We start from the raw sequence: 14877 nt of genomic DNA on the forward strand, positions 1-14877 counted from the left end.
TAGCTCCTCAGTGGGCCTCACCCTCACCGTGGCCGTCGGCCTTGGCGGGTGCGGGTTCGGGGTTGGAGTCGGCGTCGGCGTCGGCGTGCTCGCCGTCGCCCGCGGGCGCGGTCGCGCCGACGATGGCCGGCGGGCCGCTCTCGCGGACCTTGGCCAGGAAGGGCCCGTAGGCGTTCTCCCCGAGCCAAAAGTCCATCATGTTGCTGACGCCGCGGCTGGTGATGGTCGCGCCCGAGAGCGAGTCGACCTCGTGCTCGCCCGAGGCGTTCTTGACCACGGCGATGGCGACCTCGGAGGTCCCGGGGGTGAAGGCCTTCTTGCCCTTCCACAGCCCCTTCCAGCGCGGGTTGTCGACCTCGCCGCCCAGACCCGGGGTCTCGGCGTGCTTGTAGTAGGTGATACCGGCGATGGTCTGGCCGTCGGCCTCGAGGGCCAGGTAGCCGTAGAGGAAGCCCCACAGCCCGTAGCCCTCGATGGGCAGGATGAGCTTCTTGACCGCGCCCTTGTCGTCGACGAGGTAGTAGACTTGACCGACCTCGGGGAGGAAGCGGACCTTGGCCTCGTTGGCCGGGGCGGTCAGCTTGGCGGCCTTGGCGGCCTCCATGGGCTGGTACTCGGCCGGGCCCACGCCGTCGACGTCGGCGACGGGCTCGCCGGTCTTCAGGTTGACCAGCTGGGGCACCAGGCGCTCGTCGAACAGCGCCTGGACCTCGTCGTTGCTCATCTCCTGACCGGGCAGGAGCAGGCCGGCGACGTCGAGGACCTTCTTTTGGCGGTCGACGGTCGCGTTCACCTCTTGGCGCGACTTGAGCATGATCGCCGCGCTGGAGACGCCCAGCGAGCACACCAGGCACACGCCGAGGGCAAAGCCCGCGATGTAGACGGGGGTGTCTTTCTTAGCCATCAGTGAGCCTCCTTGGCCTCAGCCGACTGGCCCTCGGGGAGCCCGGCGGCGTAGCGCTCTTGGCGACGCTTGACGTTGGCCTGGACCACGAAGTGGTCGATGAGCGGCGCGAACATGTTCATGAACAGAATCGCCAGCATCATGCCCTCGGGGTAGCCGGGGTTGACGACGCGGACGAGGACCACGAACACGCCGATGAAGAAGCCGTAGATCCACTTGCCGGTGTCGGTGAAGGCCGAGGACACGGGGTCTGTGGCCATGAACACCATGCCGAAGGCCCAGCCGCCGAGGACCATGTGCCACTCGGGCCCCATGGCGAACATGGGGTTGGTGTCGGAGCCGATGCCGTTGAGGGTCCAGGCCATGATGGCCGTGCCGATGGTGACGCCCGCCATGGTCCGCCAAGAGCCGATCTTGGTGACGATGAGGATGGTCGCGCCGACCAGGCACAAGAGCGTGGAGGTCTCGCCCATGGACCCGGGGATGGCGCCCAGGAAGGAGTCCTTGAGCAGGTGACCCGAGGCGTTGAGCGCCTCCATGCCCTGGTTGGCGTCAGCCGCCACCGCGAGCCAGGTCGCGCCCGTGAACGCGTCGGTGTTCTCGGCCGCGACCCACACCGCGTCGCCGGACATGGCCGCGGGGTAGGCGAAGAACAAGAACGCGCGGGACACGAGCGCGGGGTTCATGACGTTCATGCCCACGCCGCCGAACACCTCCTTGCCCAGGAGCACGCCGACCGCGATGCCGACCCCGACCATCCACAGCGGGATGGTCGGCGGCAGGCTCAGCGCGAACAGGAACCAGGTGACCAGGAAGCCCTCGGTGATCTCGTGCTTGCGGATGACCGAGAAGGCCGCCTCGACGTGACCGCCGATGAGGCCGACGGTCAGCCACACCGGGAGGAAGAACAGGGCCCCGAAGATCGCGCAGGTCACGGGGTTGCTGGCGTCGTAGCCCATGCCCATGGCCTCGTAGAGCCACGCCTGCCAGCTGTGCAGCGGCGCGGCGCCCTGGCCGATGGCGAGGGCCGCCTGGTAGCCGGTGTTCCAGCACGCGAACAGGCAGATGGGCAGCAGCGCCGCCACCACCGTGATCATCATCCGCTTTTGGTCGAGCTTGTCGCGGACGTGAGAGGCGGCCTTGGTGACCGTGCGAGGGGTGTAGAGGATGGTGTCGGGCGCCTCGAAGAGGGGGAACAGGGCCTCGTACTTGCCCCCCTTCTCGAACTGGTGCTCGAGCTTGTCGAGTTGGTCGCGAAGAAAGTCCATTACCCTTCCTTCCAGATGGTTTCGAGGTTTTCGCGCAAGATCGGACCGTAGTCCTGCTTGCCCGGGCACACGAAGGTGCACAGGGAGACGTCCTCCTCATCGAGCTCGAGCAAGCCGAGCTCCTCCGCGCGGCCAACGTCTTTGACCATGATCGCGCGCAGCAAGAAGGTGGGGAGGATGTCGAAGGGGAACACCCGCTCGTACATGCCCAGGGGGACCATGTGCCGGCGGGATCCGTTGAGCGAAGTCGTGAACGCGAACTTCTTGTCCGGGGTCAGGGACGAGGCGTAGGCGCCGGAGGTCGAGTAGAACTCGAAGCCGGGCTTGAGCCAGCCGAACAGCTCGCGCTTGCGGCCCTCCTCGAGGGCCGAGATCTGGTTGTGGTAGCGGCCGAGGAAGCCGTGGATGTCGCCCATGGCCGTGCGCCCCGAGAGCACCGAGCCGGAGATGACCCGGTTCTCGACGTCCCGCAGGCCGCCCGCGACGATCTCGTCGACGCAGGCCCCGAGCCGCGTCCGCAGCAGGCGGGGCTCGTCGACGGTCGGGCCGGCGAAGCTGAGCACGCGCTCGACGTCGAGCTTGCCCGTGGCGAACAGCCGGCCGAAGGCGACGACGTCCTGGTAGCCCACGTGCCACACGGTCTTGGCCCGGCTGACCGGGTCGAGGGTGTGGATGTGGACGCCGACGGTGCCGGAGGGGTGCGGTCCGTGGAACTCCTCGACGCTGACCTTGGCGTGCTTGCCGGTCGAGACCTTCGAGCCCGCGCCCTTGCAGACGTAGACCTTGCCCTCGGTCAGCTGCGCGACCACGGCCAGGCCCGCCTGGAAGTCCTTCTCCCGGCCCTCGAGGGCCTTGTCGACCTTCGCGGCGTGGGGGTTGGTGTCGGCGGCGGTGACGAAGATGGAGCGCGGCGCGTCGCTGTCGGGGGCCGGCACGCGGCCGTAGGGGCGCGTGCGCAGGGCCGTCCACAGCCCCGACTCCTGAAGCAGCGCGACGACCTCGGCGCGGGACATCTTGGCCGCGTCGCCGTGCTTCGCCTCGAAGCTCTGGAAGTCGTCGGGGGCCGGCTCGCCCTTGCGCTCGCTCTCGGCGAGCTCGATGACGACGCTCTGCAGCGCCCGGTACTCGCCGCGGTTGACGGCGGCGACGGTGCCGGCACCGGGGGCCGTGAACATCACGCCCGGCGTCTTGCGGTCTTCGAACAAAATTTGACCGCGCTTGACCTTCTCGCCGACCTTCACGCGCATGCGCGGCTTCATGCCGGGGTAGTCCGCAGCCAAGATCGCCACGCGGGTGACCGCGGCGGCGTCCTCGATCCGCTGCTCGGGGTCCCCCGTGATCGGGAGGTCGAGTCCTTTTTTGATCGTGTGTACGGCCATGCTTGGGGCCTTCTCCTGACAGAGAATTTGGTTGGGCCGGAGCCCATGGTCAGTGGGCGAGCGCGGGCTCGCCAGCGGGCGCTTTGTACCTGGTCGCAAGGCCCAACGGAAGCGTCCTCGGCTGGTGTTTCGCCCAGGTCGAGAGCGCAGGCACCGCGAACCGTGCAACTCCGTGCCCGGCCATGGTCCGGCGAGAGCGGAGCTTCGCGGGTCCGGCCTCGGACCCCTCGCCAGGCGTTGAGCTTGCTCACCGGAGCAGGGGCCGGTCCAGGCGAGGATCCCATCCCGCAGCCCGAGCCTCGCGCGGTACTGATCGCGGCTGATGCCGAGCGGCCCCGAGTCCATCGAAGCCATCCGCGCCGCGCGAGCGGCCATCGCCGAGTGGATCGACGAGACGCCCCTGTGGCGGGCGCGAACGCCCTCGCGCCTGGTTCCCGACACCGCTCCCACGACGCAGGTGTGGCTCAAGCTGGAGCTGTTTCAACGGGCCGGGAGCTTCAAACCACGCGGCGCCCTGACCGTGATGCGCGCCCTCGACTCCGAGGCCCTGGCCCGGGGCGTGACGGCGATCAGCGCCGGAAACCACGCGATGGCGGTCGGCTACGCCGCCCAGGTCCTCGGGACCAGCGCCAAGGTGGTGATGCCCCGCTCGGCAAACCCCGGGCGCGTGGCCGGCTGCCAGCGCTTCGGCGCCGAGGTTGTCCTGGTCGAGGACGTTCACGAGGGCTTCGCGCGGGTCGAGGCCATCGCCCGAGACGAAGGCCGAACATTCGTGCACCCCTTCGAGGGACCGTCCACGGCGCTCGGCACCGCGACCCTCGGCCTCGAGCTCGTCGAGCAGCTCGCGCGGTCGGTGCAAGGCACGCGCGAGCCCGACCCAACTCTCCCCTACCCCGCGCTCTTGGATGCGGTTGTCGTGCCCATCGGCGGCGGCGGTCTGTGTGCTGGGGTCGCGGCTGCGATCAAGCTTGCTCAGCCACAGTGCAAAGTTTTCGGGGTCGAACCGGTGGGTGCGGACACCATGCACCGCAGTTTCGCCTCGGGCGCCCCGGAGTCCATCGACGCCGTGCGCACCATCGCCGACAGCCTCGGCGCCCCCCATGCCGCGACCTACTCCTTCGAGCTGTGCCGGCGCCACGTCGACGAGCTCGTCCACGTGGACGACGACCAGCTCCGCGACGCGATGCGTCTGCTGTTCACCGAGGCCAAGCTCGCCGTCGAGCCGGCGGGGGCGGCCACGACCGCAGCCCTGGCAGGACCCCTTCGAGACCGCCTCGCGGGCGAGCGGGTCGCGCTGATCGTGTGCGGCAGCAACATCGACCCGGACACCTTCGCCGGCATGCTGGGACAGCGCGGCCCGACCACCGACGCGATTTGATGCGTCGCGGTGCCTCCCGGCCGAGGCGAGTTGCAACGCCGGGGGCTCCCGAGGCCGCGTGATCGCGCCTTGGGTCCCGGCCTGTCCCTGGCACCGCGCGTGCAGTCGTTTCGGGCATGACCGGACTCGCGCTCGCGTTCGCGCTGCTCTTCCACCCGCCTTGCTCCGAGTCCGCCCAGGACCTCGAGGCTGCCAAGGCCGCGAACGCCGCGGGGATCGCCTTCGACGAGCCCGTCGACCCCGCCCGGGCCAACGCCGATCTCGTCGACCCCTTCGGCAGCGCGAGCACGCCCCCCGCGCGGCCGCCCACGGGTCGGGGGCCCCACCGGCTCCTCGATCCCTTTGGCGAGGGCGGTGAGGGCAGCGGCTCCCGGACCCCTGTGCCCCACCCCCGGCCCCGCGCGAGCCCGACGCTCGTCGACCCCTTCGCGGGCACCGAGCAGAGCCAGCCCGTCGACCCCGCGACCCTCCTCGATCCCTTTGACCTCGGCGCGCCCCCAGAGCGTCGCGCTGTCGATTCGGCCCCGCCTCGCCCACGCCCAGCCCAGACCCTGGTGCTCCAGGATCCCTTCGCCGGCTGACCCAAACGAGTTCGAGCCTAGCCTTCAAAGCTGGGCTCACTCGTTTGATATCACTCGCCTTTTCAAACTCGACTGACCTTCATTCGAGGGCGCCGTGATCGTCGCCATTGCAAGGCCCCCCGCGCCGACGCAGGGTTGGCCGCCATGACCGAGCGCAAGCGCTTCCAGATCCTCGTGTGCGACGGGCCTAGCTGCGGCATCACCCACGAGAGCGAGACCCTCGTCGAGCACATCGAAGGTCGCCTGGATAAAGAAGCTGCGCTCCAGGGTCGGGCCGAGTGCGCCGCGCTGACCTGCTTTGGGCGCTGCGACGAGGGGCCGAACCTCATGATCCGCGAGCTCGCCCCCGGCGAGGACGGGTCCACGGAGCCCGACTTCGACCTCCTCTATGGCGTCCGCGGCCTCTACCTCGGCGTCGACCAGGCCAAGGTCGACCGCGTCCTCGACAGCCACGTCGCCAAGGACGAGGCCGTCGAGGCGTGGGTCGAGAGCTACGAGTAGCCCTCGCTCGAGCCGTTTTTTTGGACCTGAACATGGGTGCCCTTAGCGTGCGCCCATGGCAGAGGCCCTCGCTGTCCGCTCGTCCATTCGCCGACCGCGTACACACGCGGCGCAGGGCTCGAGCTGCGATCTCCTGATCGAGCTCGCGGCGCGTTCGGGCGGCGTGGCCGAGATCCTCGGCGAGGTCGGCGTGGAGCCGAAGTCCCTCCCGGAGCTGCGCGATCAGATCAAGACCCGCATCGAGCCCGAGCCCGCCGACTGGCGCCTGCGCCTGCAGCAGCGCGGCGGTCGGCCCGGACCCGACGGCGATCTCGACCAGCTCCTGGCGATCGTGCGCAGCGCGGACTGCCACGCCTACCAGGCCCTGCGCCTCGCCGGCGCCGACATGGTCCGGCTGCGCAAGCTGTTGATCGAGCGCGTCCGCGAGCGCGGCCGCGAGCGCGCGACCCGAGGACCGGTGCGCGGCCGCAGCCACCCCGGCAGCCCCAGCTCCAGCTCGCCCGTGCGCATGTCGAGCACCCGCCGGAGCGCGGCGCTGTCGAGCCGCCCCGCCCCGCCCTCTCCGCGCCAGAGTCACCAGCACGGAGCGCCCTACCCCGCGCAGCCCGAGCCCGCGCCGAGCCAGCGCGAGCCCATGGCCCTGCGCCCCGACGCCTCCGCGTCCACCCTCGCCAAGGCCACGCCCGCCCCCGAGGTCCACGAGCGCAGCGCCCCGCGTACGCAAAAAGGTCCGGCCGAGCTGCGCTCGATCCACCCCGGCAGCCTCCCGCCCCTGGTCGGCCGCGAGCGCGAGCTGGCCACCCTCGCCGACGCCCTGCTGCGCCGAGGCCCCCGCCCGCCCCTGCTCGTGGGCGAGCACGGCAGCGGCCGGACCTGCGTGGCCACGCACCTGGCCCGGGTCCTCGACCGCCCGGTGTTTCGGCTCGAGGCGCCGCACTACGACGAGGACGACAACCTGCTCGGCGAGGACCTCGAGCTCATCGCCGAGGCCCAGGGCGTGGTCGTGTTCGACGACCTCGATCGCGTCAGCTCCGACCAGCCCCCGGCCATGCTCCCCGCCCTCGCGCGGGCCTGGGCCACCGGTCAGCCGCGCATCTTGACCGTGGTCTCCCACGAGAGCCGCGCGCGCCTCGAGGCCTGGATGCCGGGGATCCTCGACACCCTCGACGTGCTCCCGCTCAGCGCCCTCGAGGGCGGCGACGTCCACCAGGCCGTCAAGCTGGCCGCGCCCGCGGTGCTCGAGCAGCACGGCCTGGGCCTCGACAACGACGCCCACCTCCACGAGCTGACCCGCATCGCCGAGCGCTTCCTGACCGGCCTGGCGATGCCCGGCCGCGCCCTCGACCTGCTCGATCTGAGCTGCGCCCGGACCACCCGCGAGGGTCGCGCGAGCGTCGGCCGGGACACCTGGCTGACCATCGTCTGCGAGCGCACCGGCCTCCCGCGCAGCCGCGTGGAGGGCTCGAGCGAGCGCGACCTGCTCGACCTCGACGCCGTCCTCGCGCGCCAGGTCGTCGGCCACGAGCACGTGCTCGAAGCCCTCGCCAGCTTGGTCCGACGCAACCGCGCCGGCTTCTCGAGCGGCCGCCCGATCGCCTCGGTGTTGCTGCTCGGCCCCTCTGGCGTCGGCAAGACCGAGATCGCCAAGGCCCTCGCCAGCGCCCTCTACGAGCGCGACGACGCCCTGCTGCGCCTGGACATGAGCGAGTACGCCGAGGCCCACGCCGTCGCCCGCGTGGTCGGGGCCCCGCCCGGCTACGTCGGCCACGAGCAAGGCGGCGCGCTCACGGATCCGCTGCTGCGCAACCCTCACCGCGTGGTCCTGCTCGACGAGATCGAAAAGAGCCACCGCGACGTGCACCAGCTGCTGCTGCAGGTCTTCGACGAGGGCCGGCTGACCGACGGGCGCGGGCGCACGATCGACTTCCGCCACGCGGTGGTGATCATGACCTCGAACCTCGGCGCCGAGCTGATGTTCGACCTCGATCTCGGCCCCAACGGCGACGGCGACGCCCTGCCCGACGACGCCGAGGTCCTCGACCGCGCCCGCAGCCACTTCCCCGTCGAGCTGTGGAACCGCATCGAGGCCCCCCTGGTCCTGCGCCCGCTGACCCGCGAGCAGATGCTGGCCATCTCCCGCCGGCTGATCGCGTCGAGCTCCAAGCGCCTGACCCGAGACCGAGGCATTCGCTACCGCGTCGAGGACGAGGTGCTCGAGCGGCTGATCGAGCGCGCGGGCATCGACCCCGCCCTGGGCGCGCGACCGCTCCGACACCTGATCGGGCGCGAGGTCGAGAGCCTGGTCGCCGACGAGATCCTGCGCGGGCGCGTGCGCGCGGGTGAGGAAGTGGTCGTCCGCTTCGACGAGCGCGGCGCCCTGATCTGTAGCTGACTGGCAGCCTGGGTGCTGCGCCTTGCGCTTTGCCAGCGGGCGTGCATCGTTGGTTGGCATGTGGCCCGGAGAGCGCGAGAGCTTGGCCGTGTGGGCCGACCAGCGCATGGCGGCGGGCGACGCCGTCGGGGAGATCGTCGCCCTGCACCTGCGCGCCGGGCCCGAGCTGGCCCCCGCCGACCGCGAGGAGCTGCTCGCGCGGGCCGAGCAGCTGCGCCTGCGCCACGCCGAGAGCCTGCTCGGGCCCTTGGTGGGTGAGCTGCCCCGGCTGCGCCTGCGCTGGCAGTACGGGGTCATCCGCGGCATCAGCCTCGACCGCCCGTCCACCCAGCGCAGCGCCGGCTCCGAGCGCCCCCGGCCGCGGCTGGTGCTCGAGGTCATGTGCCAGCTCCTGCGCCGCCCGGCCCTGGCCTTCCTCGACGACCTGCAGCTCGACCTGGGCGAGTACGACGACGAGCTCGAGCTGGGCCTGCTCGCCGAGCTCGGATCGGAGCGCTGCCACGCCCGCCCGCGCCGGCTGATCCTCGGCGGCATGCCCCGGCGCTTCCGCGACGTCCACGGCCTCGCCCAGCGCGGTCCGGCCCAGGCGGCCCGCCACGCCCGGGAGGACCACCTGCACGCCGACCTGCTCGCCCCCGCGACCGCGCGCGGGCTGACTTGGTTTTGCCGCTGGGGCCGACCCCAGTCCCTGCCCTGGACCCCCGGCGACGCGGGCTCGCGGGTCCAGGCCCTCCACCGCCTGCTCGGCCAGCCGTGGACCGAGGGCCTCGAGCGCGCCCTGGGCTGCGCGATGTGGGACACCAGCGTGGCCGTGCGCCGGGACCTGTTCTTCGCCCTCGACGACCTGCCCGACGCCGCCGCCCCGCTGTGGCTCGCGGCCCTGGCCATCGAGGGCGACATCCGCCACGGCCTGCGCCCCGTCCTCGAGCGCGGCCTGACCCGGGTCAGCGGGCGCCCGGCCGTGGTCGCGGCCATCGCCCAGAACTTCGCCGCGAGCGAGCCCTGGGTCGCCACCTGGCTCGGCGGCGTGAGCATCAAGAGCCGCGCCCGGGCCCAGCTGGCCGCGCCGCGCATCGAGGCCATGCTCGACGGCCCCGTCGGGCGCCACGGCCGGGGGGTGTTCGAGCGCAGCCTCGTCGCCCTGAGCCGGCGCGCGGCCAAGGACGCCGGCGCCAGCGGCCGGGGCGGGGCCCTCGAAGAGAGCATCGCCGAGCTCCTCGACAAGCGCGGCGATCATGAGATCTGAGAGCCGGTCCGTCTCGGGCGCCCGACACCGCGTCCCCGTCAAACAGCCGGTTAAATATGATGACTTCATTCGATGTAGGTTGGGGCCCTAACCGGGGGTCGGGGGTCGCTGGTCTGAGTCGGGCATCGAGCCGCTAACGCTGCGCAAAAGAGGCGAAATCGTGACCCCCCGAGGGGTGTCGGGAGGATGGTCGGAGGCCACCATCCGCGGGTATGCATATCGAAATTCAACACATCTCCACTCGAATGAGCGCGCTCGTCGGCTGCCTTTTCCTCGCCCCGCTCCTGATGGCTTGCGGTCCAGAGGCGGACACGGCGAGCGAGGCAGGGCCGTCGCTGCGCGCGCTCGCGGACTCCGAGGGCTTCGTCGTCGAGACCCAGCTCACCAGCTTCGGCGGCTGGGAGGGCCTGTGCGTCGTCTACGTCCTCGACGATCACGGATGGACGGGGTTGGCGGTCGAGCGCAACCTCGACGACGGGCCGGCGGAGCAGTGCGGCCCGCTGCAGCCCTACCTCGATCGCATGGATCTGATCGTCGGCTGGGGCCCGGAGGCGCTCCCCCCCATCGCTGACCAGGGCCTCGTTCAGACCCTGAGCGAGACCTACGATCAGCCGACCGGTCGCCAGGTCGACTACGCGTGGGCCTGGGGCAGCCTGAGCGCGGACTTTTGGGGGACGATCTACGGCGAGGTCGAGCAGAGCAGCGTCGCGGGCCTCGGTGAGGTGTGCGCGCGCTACCTCGAGACCGACGAGGGGACGCCCTTCGGCCTGCTGGAGCCCGAGGGCGCGGGCGGGGCGTGCCCCATCCTCGACACCCTCCCCAACTACGCGACGGTACGGACCCCCCTCGAGGGGCTCACGGAGCTCACCGACGCGGGCGTCATCCAGGCCCTCGACGCGACCTTCTTCGGCAGCGCTGAGGCGCGCTACCTGCTCTTGAGCGAGGCCCCGACCCAGCTGTGAGCCTCGCCGCTGGGAGGCCGCGGCGAACACCCGACGCGCGGCGGGGTTGAGGGTCGCCGCGCGTCTCTCAGCTGCCGCTGGGTAGTATCTTCAGCCTGGGTCGCATCAGGCGCTCCGAGGTCTTCCACGATGACGTGGTGGCCCGTCGTGCCCAGGCCGCGAGCGTCGAGCTCGGGGTGAAGGTCTGATCGTTCGAGGTCACGACACGGCCCCCTCGCTGCCCGCGGCTCGAGGCCCCAACAGCTCGGCCAAGCGCGCGCTCAGGCTCGCGTAGAGCGCTCCCGCGGCCGCCCCCCTGTCCCCGAGGCCGCGCAGGGCCTCGACGTGAGCGGCGACCGTGGCCGTGTCCCCGCGCGAGAGCGGGCCCGTGACCCCAGCCGGGACCCCGAGGGCGAGCAGGTTCTCGAGCGAACCGAGCATCAAGTCCCCGAGGGCCGCCCGAGCCGTCGCAGACTCGGAGGCGCCCACGAGGGTCGTGAGCACCTCGGCCGCCCCAACCTGGAGCACGGCTTGGTGGTTGGCCACGAGGGCACAGGCGCCGTGGTAGGCCAGCCGACCCTCGGCGTCGAGGCTGCGCAGGTCCAGCCAGCGCTGCTCGCCGACCAAGGTTCGCGCGAACGCATGGGCCTGCGCGTCTCCGCCGATGCCAAAGCCCGCGTGTTGCAGGCGCGAACCCTCGCGCTCGTTTCGAAGCGAGCAGATCGGGTGCAGGGATCCGACGGGGTGACCCGCCGCGGCCAGGGGCGCGAGCACCTCGCTGGCCAACTTCGCGCCCGCGCCGTGGAGCACCGGCACGCCCGGCGGCAGCCGCCCCGCGAGGGCCTCCGCGACCGCGCTCAGGGCCCCGTCGCGGGCGAGGATCCAGACCCCCGCCGGCGGCCCTTCGTCGATGGTCGGCAGCTCCAGCGGCGTCGCGCCGGGCTGCGCCCCCTCGACGAGGGCCCGGGCGCCGATGGTCTCCACGCGAAAGCCCCGGTCCCACAGCCAGGGCACGGCGTGGTGCGCCACGTGACCCAGGCCGACGACCCACACCCGCGGCTCGCCCCCCGCGATCCACCGCAGCAGGGCCTCGGCGACGGCCCGCGGGACCTGACGCTCGAGCAAGCTCCGAGCCTTGGCTGCGCCCGCCTCGTCCCCATCGGCGACGTGGCGGCGCAGGCGATCGAGCTGCTCTCGAACCACGGTGCTGCTGACCTCTGGCAAGCTCGCCGAGCCGGCCTCGCACCAGCCCGCCCGGGGCACGACGATGGGCTCGAAGCCCGCGACGATGTCGGACCAGCGATGCCAGCGCTCGGTCTCGCCGCTCTCGATGATGTCCGAGCCCACGACCAGCCGGACCCGGTGCCCGGGGTAGCGCGCGGCGATGGCCTCGAGCAGCTCGAGGCTGTAGCTCGGCTTGCCGTCGCGCGCGGCCGCGAGCTCGCCCTCGATGGCGCTCACGATCACGCCGCCTCCGCCGGCGCGCAGCTCGGGGGCGAGGGCCAGCCGCGTCCAGCTCATGCGCCGGGCGAAGGGAGTCAGGCGCTTGCCCAGGGGGTGGTCGGCGCAAGGGCAGACCAGCACGGCGTCGACCTCTCCCGTGCTCAGCAGGTAGCGGGGCAAGAGCGCGTGGCCGACGTGCGGGGGGTTGAAGCTGCCGCCGACGACGGCCAGCACCGGCTTGGGGCGGGGCACGGCCCGACCATACCGCGCCACCGCTCGGTCTCGCTCGCCCTGCTCGGGACGGAACCTCCCCGCTTCAGCGTTGCCCAGGCGGCGTGCTGCCCTCGACCTGGCCCCGCGCGTCCGCGCTCGCCGTGGCGTCCGTCATCGGCTGCGCCTGTGTCATCGGCTGCGACCCTAGGCCACCGCGAGAGCCCTCCCCAGCGCCCGAGCTCGCCGTCGGGCCCACCCAGGCGCCGTGGCGCTTCCCCGACCAAAGCTGCCGTACAGACGACGACCGCCCCCACCTCGCCCGGCTCCACGACGAGGACCAGACCGGCCGGGCGCGGGAGCGCCTCGTCGTCCCCCTGCGCGTCACCCCCGAGCTCGAGGTCCCGGCGATGTGGGTGGTCCGCGGCTCCGAGGAGGTCGACATCAGCCCCTTCACCTGGGGCCGCTGGGTCCACGAGGACCCCGAGACCCGCTACCCACGACCGATGCGAGTCGGAGTGTGCCACGAGCAGTCGGGCGCCCTGAGCGTGGACGTCTTGCCCGTCGAGTACGGCACCGGCGGCTACGTCGTGCGCGCGCTCCTCGAGCCCCCGACGGACGCCGAGCCCGAGCCCACCGCCACCATGTCTGGCTATTGGTTCACCGACATCCCGCCCTACGGCGGCTACTCGAGCCGACTCGGCGGCGAGCTCCGAAGCTCGGCGGCGAGCTGGTCGGCGGGCTCCGAGCTCGCGCTCCAGCTCGAGCTCTCGATCGCCCACGGGCGGAGCTGCGCCGGCGTGCGCGTGACCGTGCCCGCGCAAGGAGAGTGCGAGTCGGTCCGCGTGCCGATCACCATCGGGCCGCGGCCAGGAGACTGAAGGATCAGGACCCGATCAGGACCCGATGCTCACGAAGCCCTGCTGGATCAGCCACAGGAACACCGCGACCCTGGGGATGCGCAGCAGCGAGACCACGATGAACTGCCAGTAGGGCAGCTCCGTGGCCCCCGCGGCCCAGCAGGTGATCGAGTAGGGCACGGGGGTCACGGCCGCGACGGCCAGGAACCACCGCCCGCCGCGGTTGATCTGAGCCCGCATCTGGTCCCCGCCGCGGCGGCGCATGAACGCGGCCAGGCGCTCGCTCCGGGCGATGAAGTAGCGGCCGATCAGCCAGCCCACGCTCCCGCCGCACAGGCTGCCGAGGCTGCCCCACGCGACCACCTCCCAAAAGGGCATGCCGCCCCACAGGCCGAAGGCCGTGAACGCGTCGTTGGGCACGGGCACAGTGAAGGCGTCGGGGAAGAAGAAGCCCACGGCGATGCCCGGGCCGCCGAAGTTGTCGACGAACCATCGCCCGACGCTCAGCAAGGGCTCGCGGAACAGCCAGCCGAGGATGGCCACGAACACGGTGAAGCCGGCGACGCCGAGCGCGGCCGTGATGACCACCTTGCGGATGCTCAGCTCCTCGACCTCGACCTCGGGCACGACGACCTCGCCCTCCGCGCTGCGCTCACGGGCGTCGCCAGCGAGGTCGGCAGAGGAAGGAACCATCGGGCATCCGATAGCTCCCTCGCCGCCCGCGGTCAACGACCTCCCTGCCCAGAGCCCTCGGTCCCGGCTGAGCAGGCCCCGGTGTCCGATCCAGGCCCGTGCGAGCCTGACGGGTGCTCCCCTATGGCCGCCCCGCGGAGCGCGCTATCCTGTGCTCATGGCTTCCACGACTTCGACGCCGAGAACACGCCGCCTCGCCCTGGCCTCTCTCGCCCTGGCCTCGCTCGCCGCCCTCGCTTGGTACGCCCTCGGGCAGCGCCCTCCCCACGCCTCGGCCTCCGTCGCCGAGCCAGCGGAGGGAGAGGACTCGGGTAGAGAAAGCTCGAGCGACCCCCGACCCCGCGCGAGTGACCCTGCCGGCCTCGGCGCGCTCGCCAGCGCGCCCACGCTGGAGTCGCCCCCGAGCCCCGCGCCTCCCAAGCCTCCCCGCGCCCTGACCCCGCGTGAGCGGGAGATCGCCGACGGACTCGGCGCGCTCCTCGACGACGAGCTCTCGACCCGCGCCTTCGTCGATCGCAACTTCGACGCGAGCGCCACCCACGTCCACGACTGGCTCGACGAGAACCTGGAGTTCCTGCGCCCGCGCATCGGCGAGTGCGGGGAGCCCGAGCCGATCATCGCGGGGTCCGAGCAAACGCGCCTGCTCTACCCCTGCGGAGACGCCACCGTCGAGGCCGCCTTCTTCATGGAGGAGGACGGCGACAAGCTCCGCCACATCGTCCTCGGTGGCCGCGACCTCGAGCCCAACGCCGCGGTCACCGAGGCCGCGGAGCTGGTCCTCTCGCTGATCGTCGAGTGGCAGCGCGAGCGCTTCCTCGAGGGCTTCACGGAGGCCTTCGAGGAAGACGAGACCCGGGACTTCTTCGCCTCGGTCCGCGCCGAGCGGGGGCGCTGCACCCTCGGCTCCGTCGACCTCGCCTCGCCCCAGGGCGCGCTGTGGTTCATCGAGTGCGAGGACGGACCCGGGCTGCTCAAGGTCAGCCTCGACGACGACGACCGCATCCGCAAGCTGCTGATCCGCGACCGACGCAACATCCGGCTCGATCCTTGAGCTCTGCTTTGCCCCCACGGACGCCTTGGG

General features: G+C 71.9%; 13 protein-coding genes. 8 read left to right on the forward strand and 5 right to left on the reverse strand.

Going from position 1 to position 14877, the window contains the following annotated elements; genetic code table 11:
• Window positions 1-7: 7 nt before the first annotated feature.
• From PPSIR1_RS15795 to PPSIR1_RS15805, 3 genes are read right to left on the reverse strand one after another with little or no spacing between them, the layout of a single operon-like run.
• Window positions 8-904 carry a Na(+)-translocating NADH-quinone reductase subunit C gene (locus PPSIR1_RS15795; protein WP_006972089.1) on the reverse strand — a complete coding sequence of 299 codons (897 nt, stop codon included), beginning with the start codon at window positions 902-904 and terminating at the stop codon, window positions 8-10.
• Window positions 904-2172: an NADH:ubiquinone reductase (Na(+)-transporting) subunit B gene (locus PPSIR1_RS15800; protein WP_006972090.1), complete on the reverse strand. Its 1269-nt coding sequence runs from the start codon at window positions 2170-2172 to the stop codon at window positions 904-906. The genes PPSIR1_RS15795 and PPSIR1_RS15800 overlap by 1 nt, the downstream gene beginning before the upstream one ends.
• A complete protein-coding gene (locus PPSIR1_RS15805; RefSeq protein ID WP_006972091.1) occupies window positions 2172-3551 on the reverse strand; it encodes a Na(+)-translocating NADH-quinone reductase subunit A in 1380 nt (459 codons plus the stop codon). The genes PPSIR1_RS15800 and PPSIR1_RS15805 overlap by 1 nt, the downstream gene beginning before the upstream one ends.
• A gap of 322 nt (window positions 3552-3873) precedes the next feature.
• Between PPSIR1_RS15805 and PPSIR1_RS15810 the strand changes: the two genes are divergently transcribed.
• The 6 genes from PPSIR1_RS15810 to PPSIR1_RS15835 all read left to right on the forward strand — a co-directional run bounded on the left by PPSIR1_RS15810 (window position 3874) and on the right by PPSIR1_RS15835 (window position 10611).
• The gene (locus PPSIR1_RS15810) at window positions 3874-4929 is read left to right on the forward strand and encodes a threonine ammonia-lyase (protein WP_006972092.1); all 1056 of its coding nucleotides are present in this window, start codon (window positions 3874-3876) and stop codon (window positions 4927-4929) included.
• Between the two features lie 116 nt (window positions 4930-5045).
• The gene (locus PPSIR1_RS15815; RefSeq protein ID WP_006972093.1) at window positions 5046-5510 is read left to right on the forward strand and encodes a hypothetical protein; all 465 of its coding nucleotides are present in this window, start codon (window positions 5046-5048) and stop codon (window positions 5508-5510) included.
• A gap of 144 nt (window positions 5511-5654) precedes the next feature.
• Entirely contained in the window at window positions 5655-6011 is a 357-nt protein-coding gene (locus tag PPSIR1_RS15820; protein WP_157595606.1) for a (2Fe-2S) ferredoxin domain-containing protein, read from the forward strand.
• 55 nt (window positions 6012-6066) lie between these two features.
• Window positions 6067-8403: an AAA family ATPase gene (locus PPSIR1_RS15825; protein WP_157595607.1), complete on the forward strand. Its 2337-nt coding sequence runs from the start codon at window positions 6067-6069 to the stop codon at window positions 8401-8403.
• 58 nt (window positions 8404-8461) lie between these two features.
• Window positions 8462-9649: a hypothetical protein gene (locus tag PPSIR1_RS15830; protein WP_006972096.1), complete on the forward strand. Its 1188-nt coding sequence runs from the start codon at window positions 8462-8464 to the stop codon at window positions 9647-9649.
• 245 nt (window positions 9650-9894) lie between these two features.
• Entirely contained in the window at window positions 9895-10611 is a 717-nt protein-coding gene (locus tag PPSIR1_RS15835; RefSeq protein ID WP_006972097.1) for a hypothetical protein, read from the forward strand.
• Between the two features lie 198 nt (window positions 10612-10809).
• Here the strand turns inward: PPSIR1_RS15835 and PPSIR1_RS42855 are convergent, their stop codons facing one another.
• Window positions 10810-12285, reverse strand: coding sequence for a DUF2520 domain-containing protein (locus PPSIR1_RS42855; protein ID WP_006972098.1), 1476 nt, complete (start codon window positions 12283-12285; stop codon window positions 10810-10812).
• 83 nt (window positions 12286-12368) lie between these two features.
• Between PPSIR1_RS42855 and PPSIR1_RS15845 the strand changes: the two genes are divergently transcribed.
• A complete protein-coding gene (locus tag PPSIR1_RS15845) occupies window positions 12369-13124 on the forward strand; it encodes a hypothetical protein (RefSeq protein ID WP_006972099.1) in 756 nt (251 codons plus the stop codon).
• Between the two features lie 15 nt (window positions 13125-13139).
• On the opposite strand, the gene PPSIR1_RS15850 is transcribed toward PPSIR1_RS15845, so the two are convergent.
• Entirely contained in the window at window positions 13140-13796 is a 657-nt protein-coding gene (locus PPSIR1_RS15850) for a YqaA family protein (protein WP_006972100.1), read from the reverse strand.
• A gap of 157 nt (window positions 13797-13953) precedes the next feature.
• Between PPSIR1_RS15850 and PPSIR1_RS15855 the strand changes: the two genes are divergently transcribed.
• Window positions 13954-14847 carry a hypothetical protein gene (locus tag PPSIR1_RS15855; RefSeq protein ID WP_045116095.1) on the forward strand — a complete coding sequence of 298 codons (894 nt, stop codon included), beginning with the start codon at window positions 13954-13956 and terminating at the stop codon, window positions 14845-14847.
• The last annotated feature ends 30 nt before the right edge of the window (window positions 14848-14877 follow it).

This window comes from Plesiocystis pacifica SIR-1, assembly GCF_000170895.1.
Taxonomy (GTDB): Bacteria; Myxococcota_A; Polyangia; order Nannocystales; family Nannocystaceae; genus Plesiocystis; species Plesiocystis pacifica.

Coding starts and splice junctions, on each gene's coding strand:
- PPSIR1_RS15810 (WP_006972092.1), top strand. CDS start 3,874: ATGCCGAGCGGCCCCGAGTCCATCGAAGCCATCCGCGCCGCGCGAGCG.
- PPSIR1_RS15850 (WP_006972100.1), bottom strand. CDS start 13,796: ATGGTTCCTTCCTCTGCCGACCTCGCTGGCGACGCCCGTGAGCGCAGC.
- PPSIR1_RS15835 (WP_006972097.1), top strand. CDS start 9,895: ATGAGCGCGCTCGTCGGCTGCCTTTTCCTCGCCCCGCTCCTGATGGCT.
- PPSIR1_RS15820 (WP_157595606.1), top strand. CDS start 5,655: ATGACCGAGCGCAAGCGCTTCCAGATCCTCGTGTGCGACGGGCCTAGC.
- PPSIR1_RS15805 (WP_006972091.1), bottom strand. CDS start 3,551: ATGGCCGTACACACGATCAAAAAAGGACTCGACCTCCCGATCACGGGG.
- PPSIR1_RS15825 (WP_157595607.1), top strand. CDS start 6,067: ATGGCAGAGGCCCTCGCTGTCCGCTCGTCCATTCGCCGACCGCGTACA.
- PPSIR1_RS15800 (WP_006972090.1), bottom strand. CDS start 2,172: ATGGACTTTCTTCGCGACCAACTCGACAAGCTCGAGCACCAGTTCGAG.
- PPSIR1_RS15830 (WP_006972096.1), top strand. CDS start 8,462: ATGTGGCCCGGAGAGCGCGAGAGCTTGGCCGTGTGGGCCGACCAGCGC.
- PPSIR1_RS15855 (WP_045116095.1), top strand. CDS start 13,954: ATGGCTTCCACGACTTCGACGCCGAGAACACGCCGCCTCGCCCTGGCC.
- PPSIR1_RS15815 (WP_006972093.1), top strand. CDS start 5,046: ATGACCGGACTCGCGCTCGCGTTCGCGCTGCTCTTCCACCCGCCTTGC.
- PPSIR1_RS15795 (WP_006972089.1), bottom strand. CDS start 904: ATGGCTAAGAAAGACACCCCCGTCTACATCGCGGGCTTTGCCCTCGGC.